The organism is Kitasatospora sp. NPDC029312, assembly GCF_055569215.1.
Genome location: NZ_JBVHXY010000044.1, coordinates 23879 through 48773 on the forward strand (window position 1 = coordinate 23879; position 24895 = coordinate 48773).

The window sequence follows — 24895 nt, forward strand, 5'->3', positions numbered from 1 at the left end:
GGCCGCTCCCGCCGTGGAGCGGCCCTCACCCGTTGGGCCCACCCCGGGTGCAGCGCACCGCCCTCCCGTCGGAGGGTGCAGGTGGACTGCGTCGACCGAAGGAGTGCACCCGTGGCGAGCGTGGCCGAACAGATGGTGGAGGTGCTCCGGCAGGCCGGGGTGGAGCGGGTCTACGGCGTCGTCGGCGACAGCCTCAATCCCGTCGTCGACGCGATCCGCCGGGCCGAGGGGATCAGCTGGGTGCACGTGCGCAACGAGGAGGCCGGCGCCTTCGCGGCCGCCGCCGAGGCCGAACTCTCCGGCCGCCTCGCGGTCTGCGCCGGCTCCTGCGGCCCCGGCAACACCCATCTCATCCAGGGCCTGTACGACGCCCAGCGCAGCGGCCTGCCGGTGCTCGCCCTCGCCTCGCACATCCCGTCCGGGCAGATCGGCACCGGCTTCTTCCAGGAGACCCACCCCGAGCGGGTGTTCACCGACTGCAGCAACTGGTGCGAGATGCTCACCACCCCCGCCCAACTGCCCCGCCTGCTGCGGATCGCGATCCAGCACGCGCTCGGCTCGCACGGCGTCTCGGTGCTCGCCTTCCCCGGGGACGTCGCCGCCCACTCCGCCGCCGGACCGACCGGCACCAGCCACTTCCTCACCGAGCAGGCCGTCGCCGCACCGCCCTGGTCCCAGGTGCAGGAGCTGGCCCGGCTGCTCAACGCCGCCCGCAAGGTCGCGCTGTTCTGCGGCGCCGGGGTGCGCGGCGCGCACGCCGAGGTGATGGAGGCCGCGCAGGTCCTGAAGGCGCCGGTCGGGCACTCGCTGCGCGGCAAGGAGTGGATCCAGTACGACAACCCGTACGACGTCGGGATGAGCGGCCTGCTCGGCTACGGGGCCTGCCACGAGGCGCTGCACTCCGCCGACCTGGTGCTGCTGCTGGGCACCGACTTCCCGTACGACTCCTTCCTCCCGCAGACCCGCACCGTCCAGGTCGACCACGACGCCACCCGGCTGGGCCGGCGGACCGCACTGGAGCTGGCCGTGCACGGGGACGTCGCGGCCACCCTGCGGGCCGTCCTGCCGCTGCTCGAGGGGAAGGGCGACCGCAGCTTCCTGGACGCCATGCTCAGGAAGCACTGCCGGGCGCTGGAGGACGTGGTCGGCGCCTACACCCGGGACATCGACAAGCACCTGCCGATCCACCCCGAGTACGTCGCCTCGGTGCTGGACGACGTGGCCGCCGCCGACGCCGTGTTCACGGTGGACACCGGCATGAACAACGTCTGGGCCGCCCGCTACCTCCAGCCGAACGGCCGCCGCCGGGTGATCGGCTCCTTCCTGCACGGCTCGATGGCCAACGCCCTCCCGCACGCCATCGGCGCCCAACTCGCCTGCCCCGGACGGCAGGTGATCGCGATGGCGGGCGACGGCGGGATCGGCATGCTGCTGGGCGAACTGCTCACGGTGGCCAAGTACCGACTGCCGGTGAAGACGGTGGTCTTAAACAACGGCGCGCTCGGCATGATCAAGCTGGAGATGCTGGTCTCCGGCTACCCCGAGTCCGAGATCGACAACGGGGACGTGGACTACGCCGGCATCGCGCGGGCGATGGGCATCCCGGCCAAGCGGGTCACCGAACCGGGCCGGGTCCGGGAGGTGCTGGCGGAGGCGCTGGACCGGCCGGGGCCGGCGCTGGTCGACATCGTCACCGACCCCAACGCGCTGTCCATCCCGCCCTACATCACCGCCGCCCAGCTGAAGGGCTTCGCCCTGGCGGCCGGGCGGACGGTGCTCTCCGGCGGCGTCGGGCGGATGATCGACCTGGCCCGCAGCAACCTGCGCAACATTCCCCGGCCGTGAGCGCAGCGCCTGTGCTGGGGGCGTTTTGCCTCTGAGGCAAATTCCTTGCCCGTCCGGCACGTGAGGTGTCCACTGGTCACATGACCACCAGCCCCACCGGCGCCCCCGTCACCGGCGAGCGGAGCGAGCAGGCCGAGCGGGTCGAGCAGGCCGTACCGCTCGACGACCAGGAAGCCGCCGGCCTCGCCGCCCGCCTCCGCGAGCACCGGCTCAGCAGCCGCCTCACCCTGGAGGTCGCCGCGGCGCGGGTCGGACTCTCCCCAGCCTATCTGTCCCGGCTGGAGACCGGCCGCCGTCAGCCCTCCCTGCCCGTCCTGCTCGGCCTCGCCCGCGCCTACGGCACCTCCGTCTCCGGCCTGCTCGGCGAGACCATGGCCGAGCCGGACCCGGTGGTCCGCGGCGGCGCCATAGAGCCCGGCCGGGCCGGCGGCTGGGGCTACCGCCGCGCCGGCGCCCCCGGGCGCGCCATGCAGGCTCTGCGGGTGCACGTCCCGCCGGGCGTCCAGGACGCGGTGGTCCGGGTGCACCCCGGCGAGGAATGGCTGTACGTCCTGCGCGGCGGGCTCCGGCTGACCCTCGGCGAGCGCGTCCACCACCTCGCCCCCGGCGACTCCGCCCACTACGACTCGCTCACCCCGCACTGCATCGCCGCCGAATCCGAGAACGGCGTCGAACTGCTCTTCATCCACACCCTGCTGCAGAGCCCCGGCGGCGAGCTCTGCCTCGGCGGCGGCCCCGCCGCCGCCCACTGACCAGCCGTCAGACCTCTGGCCCGCCGTCAGACCCCCCGGAGGAGATCCCCGTGGCCGATCCCACCGCCACCACCGGCGCCGCTGACACCGCCGCCGGCCCGAAGACCATGGACGCCGGCAAGTGGGCCAACAAGCGGGTCTACCTCCGCCTGGTGATCTACACCGCCGGCATCCACGCCTTCGCCGGCTTCATCATGCTGCTGTTCGAACTGGGCAGCCGGAACAAGTAGCCGACCCGGCCCGCCCCGCAGCGCCGGCCCCGAAGCGCCCGCCCCCACCCCCGTGGGAGGCGGGCGCCCGGCTGCTCCGCCCCCCGCCCGTCAGGCCCCGCGCAGCAGGTCGCAGAGCGCCGCCAGGGCCGCCGGGAAGGCGTGTTCCGGCGGGGTGGCGTAGCCGATCACCAGGGCGGGTGGGGCGCTCTCGTCGGACGGGGCGACCCGGTGCCAGGCGAGGCCGCTGAGGGCGAGCCCGGCGGCCTCGGCGCGGGCCAGGAGTTCGGCTTCGGGCGTGGAGCCGGGCGGGAGCTCGAGGAAGGCGTGCAGGCCGGCGGCGATGCCGGTGACCCGCACGTGCGGGGCGTGTTCGGCCAGGGCGGCGACCAGGCGGTCGCGGCGGCGCCGGTAGTGCAGGCGGCAGCGCCGCACGTGCCGGTCGTACGTCCCCGAGGTGATCAGCTCGGCCAGGGTCAGCTGGTCGAGCACCGGGGACATGCTGTCGGCCAGCGTCTTCAGCCGGGCGACCGGTTCGACCAGCGCGTCCGGCAGGGCCAGCCAGGCCAGCCGCAGGCCCGGCGCGAGGCTCTTGGCGGCGGTGCCCGCGTACACCACCCGCTCCGGGTCGAGCGCCTGCATCGCGCCGAGCGGCTGCCGGTCGTAGCGGAACTCCCCGTCGTAGTCGTCCTCGACGACGTACCGGTCCTGCTCGCGCGCCCACCGCACGGCGGCCGCCCGGCGGTCGGCGGACAGCGGTGCGCCGGTGGGGTACTGGTGGGCGGGAGTGAGCAGTACGGCGGCGCTGTCGGCGTGCGGGCGGCCGAGCTCTTCGGGGTGGCCGAGCCGGTCGGTCCGGGCGCCCTCGCGGTCCAGCGGCAGCGGGACGGTGGCCAGCCCGGCGGCCCGCACCACGGCGTGCTGCGGGGGCAGCCCGTACGCCTCGACCGCGAGCGAGCGTGCCCCGCCATCCCGCAGGGCCGCGCAGACCAGGCCCAGGCCCTGTTGGACGCCGGTGCAGACGAGCAGGTGGTCGGGGTCGGTGCGCACGCCGCGGACCCGGGCCAGGTAGTGGACGAGCGCCTCCCGCAGCTCGATCCGGCCCAGCGGGCTGCCGTAGCCGAGGGCCTCGTGCGGGGCGGTGGCCAGGGCCCGGCGGGCGGCGGCGAGCCAGGCGGTGCGGGGGAAGAGCGAGAGGTCGGGCCGTCCGGGCGTCAGGTCGTGCCGGACGGCCCGTGGTCGGGGCCTCGGCTGCCGCTGCGGACGGGCGTCCCGCCCGACGGGCGCGGGCAGCGGCCGCCGGGCGACGGTGGTGCCCGAGCCCTGCCGGGAGCTGAGCCAGCCCTCCGCGGTGAGCTGGCCGTAGGCCTCGACGACGGTGTTGCGGGCGATCCCGAGGTCCTCGCCGAGGGCCCGGGAGGACGGCAGCCGGGTGCCGGGGGCGAGCCGGCCGTCCTGCACGGCCTGCCGCAGCGCGTCCTCCAGGGCGGCCCGGAGCCCGGCGCCGGCGGCACGGCGCTCGGTGAGGTCCAGGTGCAGGTCGCCGCCGAAGGAGGTCCAGGAGCCGTTCACGGGCCTCATTCTCGCCTGCCGCCGGCCGGTCGCGGCCGACGCGCAGGACCATCGCCGGGTGCTCCGTACGGGCGGCGCCGACCGTGCGGGCGGTACGGGCGAGCCGGGGGTGCTGGGGGCGACGGTGGTCACCGTGGCCTCCTCCGGTTGGGTTAGCGTCCGTCAGTGATCCGACGGATCCCGACGCGAGGATGTGACACGTGAGCGAGGAAAGTTCCCGGACCGAAGCTCCGGCCGACGTGCCGGCCGGGGTGCCGGCCGACGTACTGGCCGAGCGCTTCGAGGCGGAGCGCCCCCAACTGCGGACCGTGGCCTACCGGATGCTCGGATCGGTCGCGGAGGCCGAGGACGCCGTGCAGGAGACGTGGCTGAAGCTGAGCCGCAGCGACGTGAGCGGGGTCAGGAACCTCGGGGCCTGGCTGACCACCGTGGTCGGCCGGATCTGCCTGGACCAACTGCGCTCCCGCGCATCCCGCCGGGAGGACCCGATGCCCGAGCAGGACGGGCAGGTGCGGCTGCCGGACCCGGTGGTCAGCGGACTGGCGGCGCCGGACCCGGTGCACGAGATCCTCGTCGCCGACTCGGTCGGGATCGCGCTGATGGTGATCCTGGAGACGCTCTCCCCGGCGGAGCGGGTGGCCTTCGTGTTGCACGACATGTTCGACGTGCCCTTCGACGGCATCGCCGAGGTGCTCGGCCGCACCTCCGCCTCCACCCGTCAGCTGGCCTCCCGCGCCCGCCGCCGGGTGCACGGCGCCACCCCGGCCGCGGACTCCGACGACACCCGCAAGCGCGAGGTGGTGGAGGCCTTCCTGACGGCCGCCCGGGGCGGCGACTTCGAGGCGCTGCTGAGACTGCTGGACCCGGACGTGGTGGCCCGTTCCGACGGCGGCACGCTGGTGCCGAGCGTGCTGCGCCGGGGCGCCGCCGACGTCGCCGCGCAGGCCATCATCTTCGCCCGCTTCGCCGCCGAGGGGCGCCTGGTGCTGGTCAACGGCTCGCCCGGGGTGGTCTCCTTCGCCGAGGGCCTGCCGCTGTCGGTCATGTCGTTCACCATCCACGACGGCCGGATCACTGCGATGGACATCCTCACCGACCCGGCCCGGCTGGCCGCCCTGGGCCTCACGGCCTGACGGTCCGCCCCCACCGGCCCGGCCCCGGCGGCCGACACACTCCGATCGGAGCACAGTCCCCGCCGGGGCCGGGGCGCGAGCCCAGACTCTGCCGCATGGACGAGCACGTGGACGGGAAGCGCGACGGGCACCGGGGCGACGGCTGGGAGGTCCGGGAGGCCGGTCCGGCCGACGCCCCGCACCGGGTGATGCTGCTGCCCGGCGGGATGTGCAGCGCGGTCTGGTACGAGGACGTGATGGCCGAGCCCGCCCTCGCCTCCTCGGGGGTGGGCCTGACGGCGGTGACGCAGCCGGGCTTCGGAAGGACGACCCCGCCCGAGGACCTGTCGATGGACAACTACGCCCGCCTGATGGCCGGGTTCGCCGCCGAGCGCGGCTGCGACGTCCTGGTGGGCCACAGCCTCGGGGCGAACGTCGTGCTGGAGACGGCCGCAGCCGGCCTGTTCTCCGGTCCCCTGGTGCTGCTGTCGCCGACCTTCTCCCGGCGTGACGAGGCGACGTTCCTCACCGTCATGGACCACGTGGGCCACGTGCCCGGGCTGGGGGCGCTGGCCTGGGCCGGGATGATGAAGGCCATGCCGACGGCCATGAAGCACAGTCTGCCGCCGGCCCGGGCGCAGGCGCTGTCCGGTGACGTCGGCACGACCGACCCGGCCTTCGCGCGGCAGGTCGTCCGGCGGTACTACGAGTACCTGGACCGGTACGGCAACCTGGTCGACCGGCTCTGCGCCACCGGCCTGCCGACCTGGATCGTCCGCGGCGACCACGACGAGATCGGCCTCCAGCCGGCCGAGCGGGAGGCCCTGGAGGCCTGCCCGCAGGTGACCATGGTGACGGTCCCGAACGCCGGCCACCTCGTCCTGGTCGAGCAGCCGGCGGCCGTCGCCGAGGTGATCCTCGCGGCCGTGGCGAGCCTCTGAGCGGCTCGGCGGCTCAGGGGCTCCGGCGGCTCAGACCGACAGGTAGACCGCGCTGGCGACGCCGGCCAGGAAGCAGTACACCGCGAACGGCGTCAGGCTGCGGGTCTCGAAGTACTTGGTGAGGAAGCGCACCGAGACGTAGCCCGCCACGAAGGCCGCGACGCTGCCCGCGGCGACCGGGCCGAGCACGGCGGAGTTCTCCGGCTTGAACAGCTCCGGCACCTTCAGCACCGACGCGGCCAGGATGACCGGGGTGGCGAGGAGGAAGGAGAACCGGGCCGCGTCCTCGTGGTGCAGGCCGCGCAGGATGCCGGCGCTCATGGTGACGCCGGAGCGGCTGATGCCGGGGAACAGCGCGAGGATCTGGGCGGCGCCGATCCAGGCGCCCTGGCCGTAGCCGAGCCTGGTCAGCCGGTGGTCGGAGGCGATCGCCGGGTCCATGCCCGGCTCGTCCACCGGGGCGGCGTGCCCGGCCCGCCGGCGGCCGGTGCCACCGCGCTTGAGCCGCTCGGCGCCGAGCAGCACCAGCCCGTTGAGGGCGAGGAAGACGGCGGCCGGGACGGGCTTGCCGAGCGCGTGCCGCAGCGCCTTCTCCAGGACGAGTCCGGCCACCCCGACCGGGATGGTGGAGATGATCAGCAGCCAGGCGAGCTTCTCGTCCCGGGTCCGCACCCGGCGGTAGCGGGCGGAGCTGATCAGGCCGCTGACCACGCGGACCCAGTCCCGCCAGAAGAACACCACCAGGGCGAGCGCGGTGGCCAGGTGGAGGGCGACCAGGGCGGCGAGGTAGGAGGAGCCGTCAGCGGTCATGTCGAGGTCCTGCTGGATCTTGCCGCCGATCAGGGCCGGCAGCAGGATGCTGTGGCCGAGGCTGGAGACCGGGAAGAGTTCCGTCACACCCTGCAGCAGGCCGACGCCTATCGCTTCCGGGTAGGTCAGGGTGGACATCGCGCACCTTCGCTCGGGGGTCTGCGGCCGGCCGATCCCGGTGGCCTCCGCGAAGCTACTACGGGCATGTAGACACCCGGCAGCCCTGCCGCCGGAAGTTCATCGACCGTACGCCTGGGCGACACCGGCCCCGAGTCCCCGGACCAGCACCCCGGCCACCGTGCCGGACACGACCCCCGGCAGGGCGCCGGGTACGGCGGTGGCCGGGAGCGCCCGGTGCACGGCGTCGCCGAGCAGCACTCCGGCGGTCACCGCGAGGGGCGTGCCCAGCAGCGGCAGGGCGACGGCCAGGGCGGCGGGCAGCAGCGCGGACGGGCGGCGGCGACGGGGGCGGAGGCGGGCGCGGGGCCGGTCCGGCGCGGGCAGCGCGGGCATCGCGGACTCCTTCGGGGCGGGTGGGCGACGGACGCCCACCATGCCGCCTCCCGCAGCGTCAGGTTCAAGTCCGCCGGGCTTCAAGGCGTCGGCACGCTCAAGGCGCGGTCAGGCTCAAGTGGCGGTCACGGCCCGCGTCGCGGTCAGGCTCAGGTCCTCGCGGCCACCCGCCGCCACCCGGACCCGTCCGCCGGGACCGGCGCCGCCGCGAAGTCGTAGCGCAGCAGCCCCGGTCCGATCGCCAGCAGGGAGATCGAGGAGGAGCCCCAGATCCGCCCGTCGCCGAAGTCCCGCCGCTGGATCAGCGCGGCGTCCTCGTCCGGCGCCAGCCCGTCGCCGGTGACGACCGGGAGCCAGCCGCCCCAGGCCGCGGCGGCCGTCCCGTCGGCGGTCGGCTGCGGCCGGGGCACGGCGGCGAACCGGGCCCGGAAGTGGGCGGCGCGCGCGGCCAGCAGGGTCCGGATCCGTGCCGAGGCGGTGCGGTCGGCGTCCGCGCCCTCCAGCCCGTCGTTGAGCACCACGCTGAGTCCGGTGGGCAGTCGGCGCTGCTCCAGCCGTTCGCCGCTCCAGCTGGTGACCAGGGCGCCGTCGGGGCTGACCTGGACGAGGTGGAAGGGATCGTACGGGGCGAGGTCGAGGTGTCCGATCCCGCCGTCCCGGACGGCGGTGAGCGGCAGTTCGCCGCGGCTGAGCCGGGCGTGGGCGGGCGCGGACGGGCCGAAGCCGTTCAGCAGACAGGCGGCGGTGCGCCGGTCCGGGTCGACGGCCAGCCAGGTGCCGCCGGCCGCGAGGTCGAGGCCGCCCAGCAGTCCGGGCCGGTCCGGCCAGTGGTGGTCGGGCGGCAGCCAGCCGCGCCCGAGGTACTCGTCCCGGACGGACAGCAGCAGCACGGGTGCCGCCGCCCCCGGCTCGATGCTGACGAACGCCGTGCACACGGTCCCGTCTCCCCCTAGTCTCGGCCTGGCGGAGTCCCGGCGGCCCCCTCAGCGATCCTCGCACTCCTGTTCGCTCGGCGGAAATGGCCCAAGGAAAACGGTGCCGAATGCACCAGGGCGGCAGGCCACCGCGCTTCTACGCTGGCAGTCATGACGACGACGAACGAGACCGCCACCACGACCGGGGGCCCGGTGCCGGCGCCGGAGCAGCGCCTCGCGATCCCGGACCTCGCCCCCGCCTACTACCAGGCCATGATCGCCGTGGACCGGGCCTCCCGGCAGGGCGTCGACCCGGTGCTCGCCGAACTGGTCAAGGTGCACGCGTCGATGATCAACGGCTGCGCCTTCTGCATCGACATGCACGCCACCGACGCCCGCAAGAACGGCGAGCAGGACCACCGTCTGCTCTCCCTCCCGGCCTGGCGCGAGACCCCCTGGTTCACCGCCCGGGAGCGCGCCGCGCTGGCTCTCACCGAGTCGGTCACCCTGCTCACCCAGGGACACGTACCGGACGCGGTGTACCAGGAGGCCGCCGCGCAGTTCGACGAGACCGAACTCGCCCAGCTGATCGCGCTGATCGCCACCATCAACGCCTGGAACCGGCTCGGCGTGGCCACCCGGCTGAGCCCGGCGGCGAAGTGAACGGGCCGGAGACGGCCATGACCACCCGGCGGGACCGGGCCCGGCTGCTCAAGGACCTGCACCGCCCGGGCCGGCCGCTGGTACTGGCCAACGTGTGGGACGCGGCGAGCGCCCGGCTGGTGGCCGCCGCCGGGGCGCCGGCGGTGGCGACGGCCAGCGCCGGCGTCTCCTGGTCGCTCGGCAGCCCGGACGGCGGCGGTGCCGACCGCGCGCAGGTGCTGGCCCGGACCGCGGAGGTGGTCCGCTCGGTCGGCCTGCCGGTCACCGCGGACCTGGAGACCGGCTACGCGGACACCCCCGCCGGGGTCGGCGAGACCATCGCCGCGCTGCTCGCCACCGGTGCGGTGGGCGTGAACCTGGAGGACGCCGAGGACGCCCCGGAGACGGCCGCCGAGCGGATCGCGGCCGCCCGGTCGGCCGCCGGCGCGGCGGGCGTGCACCTCTTCGTCAACGGCCGCACCGACGTCTTCCTGCGCGGCCTCGGCGAGCCCGAGGGCCGGCTCGACGAGGCCGTCCGCCGGCTGCGGATGTACGTCGAGGCGGGCGCGGACGGCGTGTTCGTCCCCGGCGTCGCCGATCCGGAGACCATCGCCGCCCTGGTCGCGGCCGTGCCCGCGCCGCTGAACGTGCTCGCCGGCCCCGGCTCCCCGACCGTCGCCGAACTGGCGAAGCTCGGCGTGGCCCGGATCAGCCTGGGCCCCGGCCTGGCCAAGGCGGCGTACGCGGCGGTCCGCCGCGCGGCCGAGGAGGTGTACGCCAGTGGCACGTACACCTCCCTGGACGGCGGACTGACGTACCAGGAGCTCAACGAACTCTGCGCGGACTGAGCCCCGCGTCGACCGGCTGGCCGTACGGGGGTCGGTCAGCCGGTCGGGCCGACCAGCGGGCCGGCGGGTCAGTGGGGCGGCGGGTCGGCCGTCGAGCGGGGGAGTCAGCCGATCTGCCCGCTGAGCCCCGGGTGGGTCATCTGGTTGGTGCCGATGGCCTCCACCTCATCGGCGGTGTGCCCGACCACCGGGAGCTTGCCCGCCGTCTTGAGGGCGATGTCGGCGGGGGAGAGGTTGAGACCGTCGGTGAGGCCGCCGGTGGCGTCCGGCGAGGCGGCGGTCTGGGTGGCGGCGGACGCCGCCGGCGCGGCGAGGGCGAGGCCCGCCATGGTGAGGGCGGCGAGGGTGGCGAGTTTCTTCATGCCCTGCCGAACGACCGGGGCCGCCCTCAGGTAACCGGCAGGCCCGGACCGTCACTCCTCCCGGCCGTCACTCCCCCCGACCGCCACTCTCCGAGCGCCCCGCTCCGGCCGCCCGCCCCGGCCGCCCGCCCCGGCCGTCTCCTCAGGCCTTCACCTCAGACCGTCACCCACAGGGTCCGTACGCTGTTGCTGACGAACGAACCGATCGGTTCGTCCACCCGCCCGGGGGCCGGCGCCAGGCCCGGGAACCGCGCGAACAGGTGCCGCAGCGCCGTCTCCGCCTCCAGCCGGGCCAGCCCCGAGCCGAGGCAGAAGTGCGGGCCGTGTCCCAGCGACAGGTGCCGCAGCGGCCGCCGGGTCACGTCGAAGCGGTCGGCGTCCGGGTAGTGCCCCGCGTCGCGCCCGGCCGCCGCGTACGAGGCGAGCAGCGCCTCGCCGCGCCGGATCACCACGTCGCCGACCTCGATGTCCTCGACCGCGTAGCGCAGCGGGAACTGCCCGACCGGCGAGTCGTAGCGCAGGGTCTCCTCCACCACCGCCGACCACGGCTGCGCACCGTCCAGGACCAGCCGCAGCTGGTCGGGGTGGGCGAGCAGGGCCCGTACCGCGTTGGTGATCAGGTTGAGCGTGGTCTCGTGCCCGGCCACCAGCATCAGCAGCAGGGTGCCGACGAGTTCGGCCTCGCTGAGCCCCTCCCCGGCCTCCCGAACGGCGATCAGGTCGGTGGTCAGGTCGTCGCCGGGCCGGGCCCGCTTGGCCGCCACCACCGAGGCCAGCAGCGCGTTCAGGCCCCGCTGGGCGGCGACGGCCGCCGCCGGGGTGGCCGAGCTGGAGACCAGGGTGTCGGAGAGCGCGTGCAACTCGTCCTGCTGCTCCACCGCCAGCCCGAGCAGTTCGCCGATCACCTGCATCGGCAGCGGGTAGGCGAAGTGCTCGCGCAGGTCGAACTCCCCGTCCCGCTCGGCCACTTCGGCCACGGCGTCCAGCAGCGCGACCGTCCGGGCCTCGATCGCGGGGGCCAGCGCGGCTATCCGGCGCGGCGTGAAGGCCTGGCTGACCAGCCCGCGCAGCCGCCGGTGGTCCTCGCCGTCGGCGGTGACCATGCCGGGAACGGTGACGAAGTTGAGCAGCGGCCAGCCCTCCGGCAGCCGCCCCTCCCGGAACGTGGTCCACAGCCCGGCGTTCTTGCCGACCCGCGGATCGGCCAGCAGCGACTGCAGGGTGTCGTGGTGGGTCACCGCCCAGACCACCACCCCACCAGGGAGTTCCACCAGGACCGCTGGCCCGGCTGCCCGGAGTCGGGCGTTCTCCCGGTGCTGGTCGCGTCCGAAGGGGTCGAGCCGGAGGGGCTCGGGGCGGCTTCCGGCGGAGTCTGCGGCGGTGACCATGCGGGCCTCTCGGGGGCGGGCGGGCGGGGCGGGGTGAAGGCGCTGTACAGCACGGGCAGGGCGACCAGCGCCCGCGACCACGGGGACGGCCGCCAGGCCAGCTCGCCCGCCGGCACGGCGAGTTGGAGGTCCGGCAGGCGGTGCAGCAGGGTCTCGACGGCGGTCTCGACGATGATCCGGGCGGGGTGCTGGGCCGGGCAGACGTGCCGGCCGGCGCCCCAGGCGAGGTGCGCCCGGTTGCCGCCGAGCGAGCCCTGCGCGGCGGAGGCGGCGCCCTGGGCGGCCGGATCCGCGTTGGCCGCGGCCAGGCCGAGCACCAGCATGTCGCCGGCGCTGATGTACTGGCCGCCGAGCACGGTGTCGCCGGTGGCCCAGCGGCCGGGGAAGTTCTGCGTCGGCGGGTCGCGCCAGAGCACCTCCTCCAGGGCGTCGGAGACGGTCAGCCGCCCGCCGGTGAGGGTGGCCCGGAAGCGCCGGTCGGTCAGCAGCAGCCGCAGCGTGTTGCCGATCCAGTTGATGCAGGTCTCGTTGCCCGCGACCATCAGCACCACGAGGTGGTGCACCGCCTCCTCGTCGCTCAGCCCGGCCGGGTGGGCGAGCAGCCAGGAGGTGAGGTCGGCGCTGGGCTCGGCCCGGCGGCGGCGCACCAGGTCGGCCAGGGTCGCCTGGAACTCCCCGGCGGCGCGCACCGATTCGGGCCCGCTGTCCACGAAGTGGCTGATCAGCTCGACCATCCGCGGCCCGGCCCCGATGGGCAGGCCGATCAGCTGGGTGGAGACCAGCAGCGGCAGCGCCCGGGCGTACTGGCCGATCAGGTCGGCGGTGCCGTCCGGGCCCCAGCTGTCGATCAGGCCGTCGGCGGCGGCCTCGGTGGTCTCGCGCAGCTGCCGGTGGTCGATCTGCGCGAGGGTGTCCGAGACGGCGGCGCGCAGCCGCTGGTGCTCGGCGCCGTCCAGGTTGAGCAGGGTGGGCCGCCAGGCGGTCATCGGCTGCAGCCGGGAGTCCGGGGCGAGCCGGCCCTCGGCGGGCACCCGCCAGTGCCGCGAGTCCTTGGAGAACAGCGCCTCGTTGCGGGTGAGTTCGAGCAGCTCGGGGTAGCCGATGACGAGCCAGGCCTCGACACCCGGCTCCAGCTCGATCGGCGCGACCGGGCCGTAGCGCTCGCGCAGCCGGGCGTACAGGCCGTGCGGGTCGTCGGCGACGGCCTGCCCGTACAGCGGGGTCAGCGGCGCGCGGTGTCCGGGTCCGCCCTGTCCGGGCCCGCCGGGTCCGGGCCCGCCGTGCCCCGCCTGGCCGTACCCGGCCCCGCCGTAGCCCGTTCCGCCGTGCGCGACCGGGCAGCCGGCGGCCCGCGGCGGCTCGGGGGCGGTCACCGCTGCAGCTCCAGGAGCGAGCTGCGGTGCAGGTGGTCCACGAAGTCGATCAGCAGGTCGTAGGCCTGCCGCCGGTCGCGCGCGTCGGCGTACAGGATCGGCACGTCCGGCAGCACGTCCAGCGCGGAGCGCAGCTCCTCCTCCGGGTAACTCGGCGTGTCCGGGAAGGTGTTGACCGCCACCGCGAAGGGGATGCGCTGCTCCTCCAGCCGGCCCAGCACGTCGAAGCTCTCGTCCGGCCGCCGCAGGTCCACCATCGCGATGGCGCCGAGCGCACCGCGCGACAGGTCGTCCCACAGCGGCCAGAACCGCTGCTGCCCGGGCGTGCCGAACAGGTAGAGCGCGAGCCGGGAGTTGAGGGTGATCCGGCCGAAGTCCAGCGCGACCGTCGTGGTGGTCTTGCCGCTGCGCCCGGTGAGGTCGTCCACGCCGCTGCTGGCGGCGGTCATGGTCTCCTCGGTGCGCAGCGGGGTGATCTCGCTGAGCGAGCCGACCAGGGTGGTCTTGCCCACCCCGAACGGGCCGGTGACCAGGATCTTGACCGCGCCCTGCACCGAGGACGGCAGGTACTGCGGCTCGGACGGCAGGTCGACGGGGGCTTCAGCGGAGTTGGCGGAGGCCAACGAGCACCTCTTCCAGGAGGGTTGCGGGCAGGCGTTCGGCCTGCGGGACGGGCGGGAGCACCTGCACGGCGCCGAGGTCCCGGAGGTCGCCGACCAGCACCTTGACGACGCCGAGCGGCAGCCCCAGGTGGGCCGCCACCTCGGCGACCGACAGCAGGCTGTGGCAGAGCCCGAGGATGCGCCGGTGCTCGCGGTTGAGCAGGACGTCCTCGGGCAGTTCCGGGGGCTCGGATAACGCGCTGACCAGGCTCTCGACGGCCAGGTCCGCCCGGGAGGGGCGGCTGCGGCCGCCGGTGATGACGTAGGGCCGGACGGGCCCGCTCACCGCTGGCTCCCGGCCCCGTGGTCGACCCGTGGCGGACTGGTGAGGTGGGTGCCGATCCGCTCGACCAGGACCTGCATCTGGTAGGCGACCAGCCCGGCGTCCACCGCCTCGCCGGCCACCACGGCCAGGTGCGCCCCCGCCCCGGCGGCGACGATGAACAGGTAGCCGCCGCCGTACTCGATGATGATCTGGCGGGTGGCACTGCCCGGCCCGCCGAAGCCCGTCGCGACGCCGCGGGCCAGCGACTGCAAGCCGGAGCACGCGGCGGCGAGCCGCTCGGCGTCCTCGCGCGGGATGTCGGCGCTGCGGCCGATCTCCAGGCCGTCGTTGGAGACGACGACGGCGTGCTGCACCTGCGGGACGGCGATGATGTCGGCGAGCAGCCAGCCGAGGTCGGGGGTGGTGGTCATGGAACTCTCCGGGGGGCAGGGAAGTCGGGGAGGGGGGACGGTCAGTGGTGGCCGGGCGGGGTCTGGGCCTGGCCCCGGGCCGCCGATCGGCCGCTGGCGGTGCCGGCCTGGAACATCGCCATGAACGCCTGCGCGTCCTGCGCGGAGCGGTACGGCGGGGCCGGCGGCGGGGGAGCGGCGTGCTGGGCGGGCCGGTTCGCGCGGTCGCGGCGGTGGCTCCGGCGGGGCAGCGGCGGCGGGGTGTCGCCGCCCGCGGGGGGCCGGCCGGTGGGCGGGGTCTCCACCATCGGGTGGCCGGCGTGCGGGTGGCCGCTGTGTGGGTGGCCGCTGCGCGAGTTGCCGAGGTGCGGGTGGCCGGCGACCGGGCGCGGGTCTGGGGTGAACGCCCGGTCGTCCGGACCGAGGCCGGGAACGGTGGGCGGCAGCGGCTCGGTGAGCAGGGCGTTCGGCAGCAGCACCACGACACGGACCCCGCCGTACGGCGAGGGCGCCGAGCTGAGGGTGACCCGGAAGCCGTACTGCTCGGCGAGCCGGCCGACGGCGGCCAGGCCCAACTGCGGCACTTCGCCCAGCCGGGAGATCTCCAGGGTGCTGCCCCCGGCGAGTGCGGCGGCGGCCTTGGCGACGGCCTGCTCCGGCATGCCGACGCCGCCGTCGTCGATCTCGATCACCGCGCCGTTGTGCACCGGCATCAAGGTGACGAACACCTGGGTGCTGGGCGGGGAGTAGCGGGTGGCGTTGTCCAGCAGCTCGGCGATGGCGTGGATCAGCGCCTCGGCGGCGGCGCCCACCACGGCGGTCTCGATCCGGCTGCGGACCACCACCCGCTGGAACGGCAGGATCCGCGACTGGGCGCCGCGCACCACGTCCTCCAGGGTCACCGGTTCCGGCCAGTGCCGTCCGGCCCGGGCGCCGCACAGGACGGCCAGGGTCTGGGCCAGCCGGGCCTGTTGGGCGGCGGCGTGGTCGGCCTTGAGCAGGCCTTCCAGCAGGGTCGGGTCGTCGTGGGTGCGCTCCATGTCGTCGAGCAGGGCCTGCTGGTCGTGGGCCATGACGAGGATGCGGCGGGCGACGCTGAGGAAGGCCCGCTGGGTGGAGGCGGTGAGCTCCTGCTCCTGCTGGACGGCGGCCAGGTCGGCGCCCCGGCGGGAGAGTTCGGCGGTCAGCTGGTCCTGGAGCCGGGCGAGTTCGTCCTGCAGCCGGTCGGCCCGGACGCGCTGGGTGACGGACACGGCACGGTACCGGGCGGCGGCCACGAGGGCGAGGACGGCGAGCACGCCGGTTGCCGTTACGGACCACTGAGTCATCGTCACGCCGCGAATTCTAGGGTGATGATCCTACGTAGGTGTGAACGGATCTCGCCAAGTGACTGGATCTCGTCAAAATCCCGTCAATACGCCGCCAATCCCGCATGGTTCGGCCCCGACCGCAGGGGGCCGAGGAGGGCGGCGACCGTTCGTCCAGGCACTTCCGATCCCGGTCGACGGGTCGGTCGATGGCTGATTCCCGTCCCCGGTTGTGGGGAAGCTGTGCGCACGGCGTCACGGAACGGGCCGCGGCCGCCCGGCGTACCGGTGCCACCCGGCGCCCGGCCGCCGTACCGGCACCAGGGTTCGGTCGTCCGCACCGAGCAGCCCCACCGCGTGCACCAGCCGCTGCGCCGCACTCGCGAGAAGTCGGCCCGCCCGACTTCTCGCGCGCGGGGGTGACTCGATCCGCCCCTTCCACCCCGCTTTCGCCGGCCCTTCATCTTGCTTTCCGCCGGAGGGCTGTCACCCGCTGATCGCCGGAAGTCGGTCCGTCCGACTTCTCGCGCGGCTCCTCGGGCCGATGGCCGCGTTCGCTCGCCTTCCCCCTGCTTCCTATTCCTCGTCCACTTCCTCCTGCGCCGGCTTCGGCCAACTGCGAAGGCTGGTGGTCAGGGTGGTGACGAGGCGGTCATGGGTGGTGGTGAGGTCCTCGGCGAGTTGGAAGGCGCCGGTGGTGGAGAGGGAGGCGAAGCCGTGGGCGAGGGAGCGGACGGTGCGGGCGGCATGAACGGCTTCGGGCCCGTCGAGGCCGTAGGAGCGGAGGACGGCGAGGATCACGCCGAGGAGTCGGGTGGCCGCGCGGGTGAGGTCGTCGTCGGGTCGTGGGGCCTGGGGGAGGGCGGTGTAGCGGTGGGGGTGCTCGGTGGCGTAGGCCTGGTAGGCGCGCAGGACGGCGGTGACGGCGTCGTCGCCGCTGCGGCCGACCGCGGCGTCGGCGAGCCGGTCCGCCAGTTCCTCGGTGACCCGTACGGCGATCAGCCGGCGCAGTTCGGTGAGACCGCCGCTGACGTGCTTGTACAGGGAGGGGGTGGCGACCCCGGCGCGGGCGGCGACGGAGGCCAGGGTGAGGGCCTCGGTGCCCTGCTCGTCGATGAGGGCGAGGGCGTAGCCGACGACCTGGTCCGGGGTCAGTCCTACTCGGGGCATGGCTTCGGTTTTCTCCGTAGGGATGCGGGGCCGGCGGCGTCAGGCGCGTTCGGCGAGGAAGGGCAGCAGGGCGTCCGCCACGGCCTGCGGGTTGTCGGCCATCGGGTAGTGCCCTGAGCCCTCGATCATCACCTTCCGGCTGCCGAGCGCCGCGGCCTGCCGGTCGGCGACGGCCGCCGGGTCCGGGAAGTCGGGGTCCTTGCTGCCCATCAGGACGAGCGAGGGGCAGCGGACGGCCGCGCACCAGCCGATCGGCGCGGAGTCCCCGGTGACGTGCCCGCGGGTGGCGGTCTTGCGCCCCGGGGTGCGCAGGTCGGCGACGAGTCCGGCGACGTACGCGTCGAGGTCGGCGGGTCGGGGGCCGGGGAAGGCCATCTTGCGCAGGTAGAGGCCCCAGGAGGCGGGCCAGTGGACCAGCGCGGTGCCCGTCACGGCCATCACGCCCCGCATCAGGGCGTTGGACCGGTGCTCGACGAAGGCGTCGATGAGCGCGATCCCGGCGATCCGCTGGGGTGCGTCCCCGGCGAGCTTGACCACCGTGGCCCCGGTGTAGGACTGGCCGACCAGGACGGCCCGTTCGATGCCGAGGCGGTTCAGCAGGGCGAGGACGTCGGTGGCGATGGCGGCCGGGCTGTAGTCGTCCCAGACGATCGAGGACTCACCGAAGCCGCGCAGGTCCATGGTGATGACCCGGTGTCCGGCCGCGGTGAGCAGCGGGTGCAGGTGCCGGTACGCCCGTCGGGTGTCGAGCATGCCGGGGAGCAGGACGACGGGGGCGCCGGCGCCCTCTCGGGTGTCGTCGAAGGCGATCCGGCCGCCGGAGACGTCGAGGTACTGGGTGCTCGGGGTGCTGGTGCCGTTCACGGTGGTCCTCCACGGGGGCGCTGCTGCCGATAGCCAAGAAGCTACGGCTAATAGCCTTAGCCGTCAAGCCCCTCGTTCCGGCCCCCTTCGCCCCCCCCGACCGGCCGGGCGAGGGCTCAGACTCCCTCGACCCTGAACGGGTCGTGCTCCGCCAGCAGCTTCTCCAGTCGGGCCTGGTCGACCCGGGCGACGGTGTCCGCGGACTCCTGCCGGTCCCGGATGACCTTGGCCAGCGTGAACGCGGACGTGACGGTGTAGAGGAGGCCGATCCCGAGGAACGCCCGGGTCCATCCGGCGACGGGCAGACAGGCGATCCCGGCGGCGAGGGCCACGCCGGAGATGGTGAAGGAGAGGACGGCCTGGGCGTAGTACGCGGCCGTGGTGCGGGTCTGCATCGGTGCGGTCATGGCGACAGGATGCGACGGCGCTGTCGGGTCACACATGAGTAGGAGTACTCAGATGGACCCAGGTGAATGACGGGTCGTTCGTTGACGTCCGATCACCCGGCCCCCAGCCGTCCCGGACGGATGGCTTGGAATCAGGGGCTCCTAGGATTAACGTTTGATAACGCAGCGCGGTCGTCAACGCCGTACCCAGACGGCACCGTGCGCCGTCGCCTAATCCCACCGGCCGGCCTCCGGGCAGGTCAGGGAGCCGGGGAACCACGTTCCCTGGGGTGAATCGGCGGGGCCCCGGCCCGGCCGTAGGAGACCTTCCTGCTCCGAACCCGTCAGCTAACCCGGTAGGCGCGAAGGAAGGAAAGGAGCGCGCCTCCGTGGCGTCGACGCACACCCCGGCACACCCGGGCGGCCCCGCAGCCGGTACCCAGCTCCTCGACCACCCCGGCCCGGACGGTGCCGAGTCTCTCGGCACCGACGAGTTCGCCCCGGAAGCCGAGACCAACCGCCACTGGATGCCGCGTCAGACCCGCGGGGCCTCCCCGCTCCTCGGCGTCACCGCCGTCGCCGCCACCCTGGGCGCCACCGGCTTCGCCTCCGCCACCCCGGCCGCCGCGCCCGCCGTCGAGGCCGCGGACGAGACGCCGGTCGCCCTCGCCGCCGACCCCGGCCTCGCGCTCGCCGCCCGCATCCAGCAGCAGGCCGACAGCCAGCGCACCGCCGCCGAGGAGAACGCCCGCCTCCAGGCCGCCCAGGAGGCCGAGGCCAAGGCCGCCGCCAAGGAGGCCGACGCCAAGCGCGCCGCCGAGGAGACCGAGCGCGCCAAGGCCGCCGCCCTCACCCTGCCGGTGAAGGACTACAACCTGTCCGCCCACTACGGCCAGAGCGCCCGCTACTGGGCCCACCTGCACACCGGCCTGGACTTCGCCGCCGACACCGGCACCCCGGTGTACGCGGTCGGCCAGGGCACCATCACCTCGGCGGGCTGGTCCGGCGCGTACGGCTACCGGATCGTCGAGACCCTGCCCGACGGCACCGAGATCTGGTACTGCCACCTCTCCTCGATCATCACGGGCTCCGGCAAGGTCGGCCCCGGCCAGCAGATCGGCAAGGTCGGCGCGACCGGCAACGTCACCGGCCCGCACCTGCACCTGGAGGTCCGCCCCGGCGGCGGCGCCCCGGTCGACCCCGAGAGCTGGCTCCAGCAGCGCGGCCTCAACCCGTAACGGCCCCGACGGCCGCAACGGCCCCCGACGGGCGGGCCCCCGGGCGCGCCCGGAGCCCGCCTCCGGTCCCTCACTCCGCCGGCAACTGCGCCAGATAGGCGTCGATCTCCTCCGGCCCCGGCTCCGGCGCGAGCTCGGCGAACTCCTCGACCAGCAGCCGCGGCAGGCCGGGCACCGTCCACTGGCCCAACAGGTCGAGCGCGACCCCGGCCGCCGCCGCCTCGAACGCCCCGAAATCCCCGGCCAGTTCCTCCGGCATCGGCCGCCCCAGCGCGGTCAGCTCGGCCAGGTTGCGGTAGCTGCGCCGCATCAGGCCCTGCTCCAGCAGCCGCCGCGCGCCGTCGGTGGCCATGCCGACGGACAGCACCCGGCCCGGCCCCCAACCCTGCTCATCGGGTTCGTCCAGCCAGCCGGCCGGCACCAGCGCCTCGTACCCGGCCAGCCGTTCCGCCTCGCCCAGTGCGGCGAAGCCCGTCAGCCAGTCCCGCACCGCCGCCCCGTCGGCCGTGTCCACCCCGTGGGCGTGCAGCAGCACCGCGTACAGCCGCGGCCAGGTGACCAGATCGGCGCGGCGCAGCAGCCCGGCCGCGACCTCGCCCTGCCACTCGGCCTCGGCGTGCAGCCGCTCCTGGCGCTTCGCATTGAGCCGCTTCACCGCCCGCTGGTGGTCGACCAGCAGCCGCACGGCGTTCCCGTAGGCGAGCGGATCGGCGTCCGGCGCCGGTTGGACGTACAGGTGGAGCCGCTCGTACAGCAGGTGCTCCACCGCGTCGGAGGTCAGTTCGGGCCAGCCGTCGTGCATCCTGCCCTCGCCCAGCTCCAGCAGCGCCAGCACCGTGCGCAGCGGCGCCTCGGCCACCGGCGCGCGGCCCTGCTCGGCCGCCCAGGCGAGCAGCTCGGCGGCCTTGGTGCGCGGAGCGAGCCGCAGGTCATCGTCGTTCATGTCCCGAACGGTAGCCGCCGGGCGCGGGCAGGGTCGGCCCCCATGGTCCCCGTACGACTCACCGGCCCCCGGCTCACCATCCGAGTACCACCACACCCCGGAGGACGTGGACGCGTTGCACGCGCTGTTCGGCGACCCCGAGGTGACCCGCCGCCTCACCTTCGGCCCGCGCGACCGCGAGGACTGCGCCGACCAGATCGAGCTGTACCTGGAGGAGGCGATGGCGGAGGAGCGGGACACCTACCGGCTCGCCGTCTGCCGCCGCGAGGACGCGGGGGAGGCGGCGGGCGCGGCAGGCGCGGCGGGCATGCGGGACGGGGAGTACCCGGCGGACCGGGCGGACGCGGTGCCGGTCGGGCAGGCCGGCCTGACCCTCGGCGGGTTCCGCTCCGCCGAACTCGGCTGCGTGCTGCGCCCCGAGGTGTGGGGCCGCGGCTACGCGACCGAGATCGCGGAGTTGCTCTGCGGGTGCGCCTTCGGGCCGCTCGGACTGCACCGGCTGGCCGCCCGGACCGATGTGGACAACCCGGCCGCCGCCCGGGTGCTCACCAGACTCGGCTTCCGGCTGGAGGGGCGGATCCGGCACGACGTGTACCGGGGCGGCGTGTGGGTCCGACTCCCACCAGTACTCGCTTCTCGTCGACGAGTGGCCCGGCCGGACCGGCACGCAGGAGGCCGGGACGGGGGGTTAACCCCACCTCCGATCCGCCGGTCCCCCGGATGCCCCCGCGGCGGCGGCTCGGCCAGACTCGAGGACGTCGGGTCGAAGAGCACGAGGGACCGAAGGGCCGGGAGCCGGGACATGAGCAGCAGCCGAAGCACGCTGGACCAGGAGTGGGACACCCTGGGCGGCTACGACGACGAGAAGGGACCCCGCGCCGGGGTCCGCCGGACGGAGTGGCCGCCGTCCGCCTGGCGGTCGCCGTTCTCCGCGTACCACGTCCGCGAGATCGGCTTCGCGCTGACCGGCCTGCCGGTGGCCATCGTCGCCTTCACCGTCGCGATCACCATGTTCTGCTTCGGCCTCGGCACCTTCGTCACCGTCCTCGGCCTGCCCGTGCTGGCCGGCCTGACCGCCGCCGCCCGCGGCTTCGGCCGGCTCGAGCGGGCCCGGGTGCGCGGAATGCTCGGCGTGGACGTGCCCGGCCCGGCGCCGGTACGGCAGGTCCGCCCGGGCAGCTGGGGCGCGATCACCGCCCGGCTGGCGGACGCGGCGGGCTGGAAGGGCGTGCTGTACCAGGTGGTGATGTTCCCGTGGGCGGTGTTCAGCTTCAGCATGACGCTGGTGTTCCTGCTGCTCGGCTGGACGATGGCGCTCTACCCGGTCTACCACTGGGTCTTCCCGACCTTCACGAACTGGCCCGGATACCGGGTGTTCGACTACACCGACAGCCAGCACGTCCGGCACGTCTACTACATCGAGGGCGCCTGGCAGATCGCCGCTTTCTCGGCGGTCGGGCTGCTGCTGGTCTTCCTCACCGCACAGCTGGTCCGCGGTCTGACGAACGTCAACCGGGCCGCCGCGGTCGGCCTGCTCGGCCGCTGACGGCTCCGCCCAAGGGGCGATGCGCCCCGGATGCGCTCCGGCCGCTCTCCGGATGCACCCCGGATGCGGACGGGGCCGCTCCGTGTTCGGATGGCCGCGTGGCCGACGCCCCCACCCCCGCACCGGACCCCGACGTCCTGGTCACCTCCCGTCCGCTGGACGAGTACTGCGCCCTGTTCGGCCTCACCCGCGCCGGACTGGCCGCCCTACCGGGGCCGCTGCTGGACTGCCCGGGCGGCGCGGCGGGCCTGGCCGCCGAGGCCCGCGCGCTGGGCTGCCGGGTGATCGCCGCCGACCCGGCGTACGCCCTGCCACTGCCCCAGGTCGCGGCCCACGCGGTGGCCGCCCGGAAGTCGATGGCCGTCGCCATGGCGGCCCGCCCGCACCTCTACCCCGCCTCCGGCCGCCGCCGGCCCGAGCGCTACCTGCGCAGCTGGGACCGCGCCCGGCGGCTGTTCACCGCCGACTCGGCCGCCCACCCGCAGCGGTACGTGGCCGCCGCGCTGCCCCGACTGCCCTTCGCCGACGGCACCTTCGCCCTCACCCTGAGCGGCTACCTGCTCTTCGCCTACCCCGAACTGTTCCGCCCCGAGCGCCAGTTGGCGGCGCTCATCGAGCTGGTCCGGGTCACCGCCCCGGACGGCGAGGTCCGCGTCCATCCGCTGCACGACGGGTACGGACGCCGCTGCGGCCACCTCGACCGGCTGCGGTACGCGCTCGGCAGGCACCGGATCTCCAGCGAGATCCGCAGCGTCCCCCGCGAGGACGGCCGCACCCGCCGGATGCTGGTACTACGAGCCGCCGACCGGCGCCGCCCGGACGCTCGGCGAAGTCCGAATCGGTAATAGTCACTAGTCGGCATTGCCCATATACTCGGACGCCATGAGCGAGACCACGGTCCGGCCCGCCCAGCCGGCCGACGCCTCCCGGCTCACGGCACTGATCCAGGCCTCCAGCGCTTACCGCGGCGCGTACTTCGCGATGGTCGACGGCTACGAGGTGACACCCGACTACGTCGAGCGCCACCAGGTACGGATGGCCGTCGACGCCGCCGACGACCGGCTGCTCGGCTTCTACGCGCTGATCCGCGACCCGGCCGAACTGGACCTGATGTTCGTCGCGGACGAGGCCCAAGGCCTCGGCATCGGCCGCCGGTTGATCACCGACATGCTCGCCCGCGCCCGCGAGGCCGGGATCGCCACGGTCAAGGTCGTCTCCCACCCGCCCGCAGAGGGCTTCTACCTCCAGATGGGCGCCCAACGCACCGGCACCCGCCCGCCCCAGCCCAAGACCCCCTGGGAACAGCCCGAACTGCGCTTCACCGTCTAAGGCGCGTCGTCGCGGGCCGGAGGGACCGACTCGGCCGGCTGGACCGGAACGGTTGCCAAAGCCGACGCGGCCGCAGCCGCGGCCGGGACCGGGGCGGCGGGCCGGGCCGGAACGAAGGCCGCCACCTGCAGCCGGGACAGGATCTTCTCCGCCAGCCAGCTGCGGTCCGACCCGTACGGGATCCCCCGTGGGTCGACCAACTGCGCCGCCACCGCGTCCCGCAGGCGCTGCGCGTCGGGGTCGGTCAGCCGGGAGAGCAGGCCCCGGGCGGCCAGCAGGGCGTGGTACTGCTCGAAGCCCGAGCGCGGGCGTTCGATCGCGTCCAGCACGCTCGGCAGGTCGGCCAGCGACGGGTCGCCCTGCATCAGCGCGAGCGCCTGGATCCGGCGGCCCTCCGAGCCGTCCGCGTAGAGGCCCCGCACCTGGTCGGCGGTCAGCGCCGAGCGGGTCGCGGTCGAACGCACCTCGGCGACCACCCCCTCCGGCCCCGCGGGCGAGCCCACGGAGGGCGGCAGCTGCGCGGCCAGCGCGGAGGGATGGTCCGCACTGCCGCCGAGCAGTCCGAGGTGCTGCATCGCGCGCATCCGCAGATCGTCCGCGCCGACCTTGTCGCCGTGCCGGTCGCGGTCCTGCCCGGCCAGGAAGAGGTCCAGCGCCTGGTCCGCGTCGGTCAGCGCCTGCGGCAGCGCGAGCCGGGTCACCAACCAGCCGGCCAGGAAGCCGAGGACCAGGAAGTACAGCACCAGCGCGGCCCCGAACGGCACCGCCGCGTCCCCACCGCCGAGCGCGGGCGCCAGCACCGTGCCCAGCTGGTGCAGCCGTTCGCCGAGCGAGCCGAGCTGGGTCAGCCCGACGCCGAGCAGCACCTTGGTCAACCAGTCCGACACCTGCTCCAGATTGGTGTTCGGCGTGTACGAGCCCTGCGGCTCCCCCGAACCGCCCTTCACCCGCGGCACCCCGAACAGGAAGCCCAACGCACCGCCGAGCACCGTCGACGCCCCGGCCACCACCAGCCCGCCGCCGAGCGCCTGCCAGGTGTGCGCCCGGCCGAGCGCGAACAGCAGCAGCCCGAGCAGTCCCGTCCCGGCCGTCACCCCGGCGGCCGCCCCCTGCGCCGTCCGCATCGCCGACGCGCCGACCCGCCGCGACCTCGCCATCGCCCACCCCCAGTGTCCGCGCCGCTCCGCTGCGGAGTCCGCGCCGACTCTAGCGCCGCGACCCCACCACGGAAACGTTCCGGGGGCACCGCGGCGACGACGCGACGGCCGCCCAAAACGCAGACGGCCCGCAGGCTGCTCCTTCGACGCCGGCCCGTGCACTGGCCTGGCGCCGAGGCACCGGGGATGTTCCGGTGAGCCTGCGGGCCGGGTGACTGCTGTGGATTTCGCCTGCCGGAGGCCAGGGGCCTCACCCTGCGCAGGCAGGGGCGGCTCTAGCGAGCAGCCACCTCACGCATCCTGATGGAACTCAATTCAGGATCACCTCCTTTCAGTG

General features: G+C 74.8%; 27 protein-coding genes and 1 riboswitch. Of the genes, 11 read left to right on the forward strand and 16 right to left on the reverse strand.

The features are described 5' to 3' along the window. Window positions 1–111 precede the first annotated feature (111 nt). From ACZ4WV_RS28615 to ACZ4WV_RS28625, 3 genes are all read left to right on the forward strand, one after another. The gene (locus tag ACZ4WV_RS28615; protein WP_465751522.1) at window positions 112–1845 is read left to right on the forward strand and encodes a pyruvate dehydrogenase; all 1734 of its coding nucleotides are present in this window, start codon (window positions 112–114) and stop codon (window positions 1843–1845) included. Between the two features lie 80 nt (window positions 1846–1925). Continuing rightward, window positions 1926–2597, forward strand: a complete 672-nt coding sequence (locus ACZ4WV_RS28620) for a helix-turn-helix domain-containing protein (protein WP_465751523.1) — start codon at window positions 1926–1928, stop codon at window positions 2595–2597. 50 nt (window positions 2598–2647) lie between these two features. Beyond that, window positions 2648–2827, forward strand: coding sequence for a DUF6126 family protein (locus tag ACZ4WV_RS28625; protein ID WP_465751524.1), 180 nt, complete (start codon window positions 2648–2650; stop codon window positions 2825–2827). A 90-nt stretch (window positions 2828–2917) separates the two neighbouring features. Here the strand turns inward: ACZ4WV_RS28625 and pdxR are convergent, their stop codons facing one another. Then, window positions 2918–4387: a MocR-like pyridoxine biosynthesis transcription factor PdxR gene (gene pdxR, locus ACZ4WV_RS28630; RefSeq protein ID WP_465751525.1), complete on the reverse strand. Its 1470-nt coding sequence runs from the start codon at window positions 4385–4387 to the stop codon at window positions 2918–2920. A 242-nt stretch (window positions 4388–4629) separates the two neighbouring features. Here pdxR and sigJ point away from each other — a divergent pair, with 242 nt between their 5' ends. Together sigJ and ACZ4WV_RS28640 are read left to right on the forward strand one after the other, a co-directional pair. Next, window positions 4630–5511 carry an RNA polymerase sigma factor SigJ gene (gene sigJ, locus ACZ4WV_RS28635; protein ID WP_465751557.1) on the forward strand — a complete coding sequence of 294 codons (882 nt, stop codon included), beginning with the start codon at window positions 4630–4632 and terminating at the stop codon, window positions 5509–5511. Between the two features lie 95 nt (window positions 5512–5606). Then, entirely contained in the window at window positions 5607–6431 is an 825-nt protein-coding gene (locus ACZ4WV_RS28640) for an alpha/beta fold hydrolase (RefSeq protein ID WP_465751526.1), read from the forward strand. A gap of 30 nt (window positions 6432–6461) precedes the next feature. On the opposite strand, the gene ACZ4WV_RS28645 is transcribed toward ACZ4WV_RS28640, so the two are convergent. The 3 genes from ACZ4WV_RS28645 to ACZ4WV_RS28655 all read right to left on the reverse strand — a co-directional run bounded on the left by ACZ4WV_RS28645 (window position 6462) and on the right by ACZ4WV_RS28655 (window position 8689). Beyond that, on the reverse strand, window positions 6462–7379 hold the full coding sequence (locus tag ACZ4WV_RS28645) for an undecaprenyl-diphosphate phosphatase (protein ID WP_465751527.1): 918 nt from the start codon (window positions 7377–7379) through the stop codon (window positions 6462–6464). A 99-nt stretch (window positions 7380–7478) separates the two neighbouring features. Further along, on the reverse strand, window positions 7479–7754 hold the full coding sequence (locus ACZ4WV_RS28650) for a hypothetical protein (protein WP_465751528.1): 276 nt from the start codon (window positions 7752–7754) through the stop codon (window positions 7479–7481). Window positions 7755–7903: 149 nt separating this feature from the next. Then, complete coding sequence (locus ACZ4WV_RS28655; RefSeq protein WP_465751529.1) at window positions 7904–8689, reverse strand: NRDE family protein; 786 nt, start codon at window positions 8687–8689, stop codon at window positions 7904–7906. Window positions 8690–8839: 150 nt separating this feature from the next. Between ACZ4WV_RS28655 and ACZ4WV_RS28660 the strand changes: the two genes are divergently transcribed. Both ACZ4WV_RS28660 and ACZ4WV_RS28665 read left to right on the forward strand, forming a co-directional pair. Further along, window positions 8840–9331 (forward strand): carboxymuconolactone decarboxylase family protein, encoded by a 492-nt coding sequence (locus tag ACZ4WV_RS28660; protein ID WP_465751530.1) that lies wholly within the window; start codon window positions 8840–8842, stop codon window positions 9329–9331. 17 nt (window positions 9332–9348) lie between these two features. Continuing rightward, window positions 9349–10158 (forward strand): isocitrate lyase/PEP mutase family protein, encoded by an 810-nt coding sequence (locus ACZ4WV_RS28665; RefSeq protein WP_465751531.1) that lies wholly within the window; start codon window positions 9349–9351, stop codon window positions 10156–10158. Window positions 10159–10262: 104 nt separating this feature from the next. Here the strand turns inward: ACZ4WV_RS28665 and ACZ4WV_RS28670 are convergent, their stop codons facing one another. The 10 genes from ACZ4WV_RS28670 to ACZ4WV_RS28715 form a co-directional block, all read right to left on the reverse strand. Then, entirely contained in the window at window positions 10263–10520 is a 258-nt protein-coding gene (locus ACZ4WV_RS28670; protein WP_465751532.1) for a hypothetical protein, read from the reverse strand. 155 nt (window positions 10521–10675) lie between these two features. Then, the gene (locus ACZ4WV_RS28675) at window positions 10676–11791 is read right to left on the reverse strand and encodes a cytochrome P450 family protein (protein WP_465751533.1); all 1116 of its coding nucleotides are present in this window, start codon (window positions 11789–11791) and stop codon (window positions 10676–10678) included. Next, window positions 11755–13281, reverse strand: a complete 1527-nt coding sequence (locus tag ACZ4WV_RS28680) for a cytochrome P450 (RefSeq protein ID WP_465751534.1) — start codon at window positions 13279–13281, stop codon at window positions 11755–11757. The genes ACZ4WV_RS28675 and ACZ4WV_RS28680 overlap by 37 nt, the downstream gene beginning before the upstream one ends. Then, entirely contained in the window at window positions 13278–13904 is a 627-nt protein-coding gene (locus ACZ4WV_RS28685) for a GTP-binding protein (protein WP_465751535.1), read from the reverse strand. The genes ACZ4WV_RS28680 and ACZ4WV_RS28685 overlap by 4 nt, the downstream gene beginning before the upstream one ends. Then, window positions 13882–14229, reverse strand: coding sequence for a DUF742 domain-containing protein (locus ACZ4WV_RS28690; protein WP_465751536.1), 348 nt, complete (start codon window positions 14227–14229; stop codon window positions 13882–13884). Before ACZ4WV_RS28690 ends, ACZ4WV_RS28685 begins: the two co-directional genes overlap by 23 nt. Beyond that, window positions 14226–14639, reverse strand: a complete 414-nt coding sequence (locus ACZ4WV_RS28695; RefSeq protein WP_465751537.1) for a roadblock/LC7 domain-containing protein — start codon at window positions 14637–14639, stop codon at window positions 14226–14228. The genes ACZ4WV_RS28690 and ACZ4WV_RS28695 overlap by 4 nt, the downstream gene beginning before the upstream one ends. Before the next feature lie 41 nt (window positions 14640–14680). Next, on the reverse strand, window positions 14681–15946 hold the full coding sequence (locus tag ACZ4WV_RS28700) for an ATP-binding protein (protein WP_465751558.1): 1266 nt from the start codon (window positions 15944–15946) through the stop codon (window positions 14681–14683). 555 nt (window positions 15947–16501) lie between these two features. Next, complete coding sequence (locus tag ACZ4WV_RS28705) at window positions 16502–17095, reverse strand: TetR/AcrR family transcriptional regulator (RefSeq protein ID WP_465751538.1); 594 nt, start codon at window positions 17093–17095, stop codon at window positions 16502–16504. A 39-nt stretch (window positions 17096–17134) separates the two neighbouring features. Next, window positions 17135–17959: an alpha/beta fold hydrolase gene (locus ACZ4WV_RS28710; protein WP_465751539.1), complete on the reverse strand. Its 825-nt coding sequence runs from the start codon at window positions 17957–17959 to the stop codon at window positions 17135–17137. Window positions 17960–18075: 116 nt separating this feature from the next. Next, on the reverse strand, window positions 18076–18366 hold the full coding sequence (locus ACZ4WV_RS28715) for a YiaA/YiaB family inner membrane protein (RefSeq protein ID WP_465751540.1): 291 nt from the start codon (window positions 18364–18366) through the stop codon (window positions 18076–18078). A 197-nt stretch (window positions 18367–18563) separates the two neighbouring features. Beyond that, a riboswitch (cyclic di-AMP (ydaO/yuaA leader) is annotated at window positions 18564–18722 on the forward strand. A 12-nt stretch (window positions 18723–18734) separates the two neighbouring features. Here ACZ4WV_RS28715 and ACZ4WV_RS28720 point away from each other — a divergent pair. Further along, window positions 18735–19583, forward strand: a complete 849-nt coding sequence (locus ACZ4WV_RS28720) for a M23 family metallopeptidase (protein ID WP_465751541.1) — start codon at window positions 18735–18737, stop codon at window positions 19581–19583. A gap of 70 nt (window positions 19584–19653) precedes the next feature. Here the strand turns inward: ACZ4WV_RS28720 and ACZ4WV_RS28725 are convergent, their stop codons facing one another. Further along, the gene (locus tag ACZ4WV_RS28725; RefSeq protein ID WP_465751542.1) at window positions 19654–20526 is read right to left on the reverse strand and encodes a hypothetical protein; all 873 of its coding nucleotides are present in this window, start codon (window positions 20524–20526) and stop codon (window positions 19654–19656) included. Between ACZ4WV_RS28725 and ACZ4WV_RS28730 the strand changes: the two genes are divergently transcribed. The 3 genes from ACZ4WV_RS28730 to ACZ4WV_RS28740 all read left to right on the forward strand — a co-directional run bounded on the left by ACZ4WV_RS28730 (window position 20525) and on the right by ACZ4WV_RS28740 (window position 23401). Then, window positions 20525–22072 carry a GNAT family N-acetyltransferase gene (locus ACZ4WV_RS28730; RefSeq protein ID WP_465751543.1) on the forward strand — a complete coding sequence of 516 codons (1548 nt, stop codon included), beginning with the start codon at window positions 20525–20527 and terminating at the stop codon, window positions 22070–22072. The genes ACZ4WV_RS28725 and ACZ4WV_RS28730 overlap by 2 nt on opposite strands. A 98-nt stretch (window positions 22073–22170) precedes the next feature. Beyond that, a complete protein-coding gene (locus ACZ4WV_RS28735; protein WP_465751544.1) occupies window positions 22171–22917 on the forward strand; it encodes a class I SAM-dependent methyltransferase in 747 nt (248 codons plus the stop codon). 37 nt (window positions 22918–22954) lie between these two features. After that, window positions 22955–23401 carry a GNAT family N-acetyltransferase gene (locus tag ACZ4WV_RS28740; RefSeq protein ID WP_465751545.1) on the forward strand — a complete coding sequence of 149 codons (447 nt, stop codon included), beginning with the start codon at window positions 22955–22957 and terminating at the stop codon, window positions 23399–23401. Here the strand turns inward: ACZ4WV_RS28740 and ACZ4WV_RS28745 are convergent. Beyond that, window positions 23398–24558, reverse strand: coding sequence for a hypothetical protein (locus ACZ4WV_RS28745; RefSeq protein ID WP_465751546.1), 1161 nt, complete (start codon window positions 24556–24558; stop codon window positions 23398–23400). The genes ACZ4WV_RS28740 and ACZ4WV_RS28745 overlap by 4 nt on opposite strands. Window positions 24559–24895 lie beyond the last annotated feature (337 nt).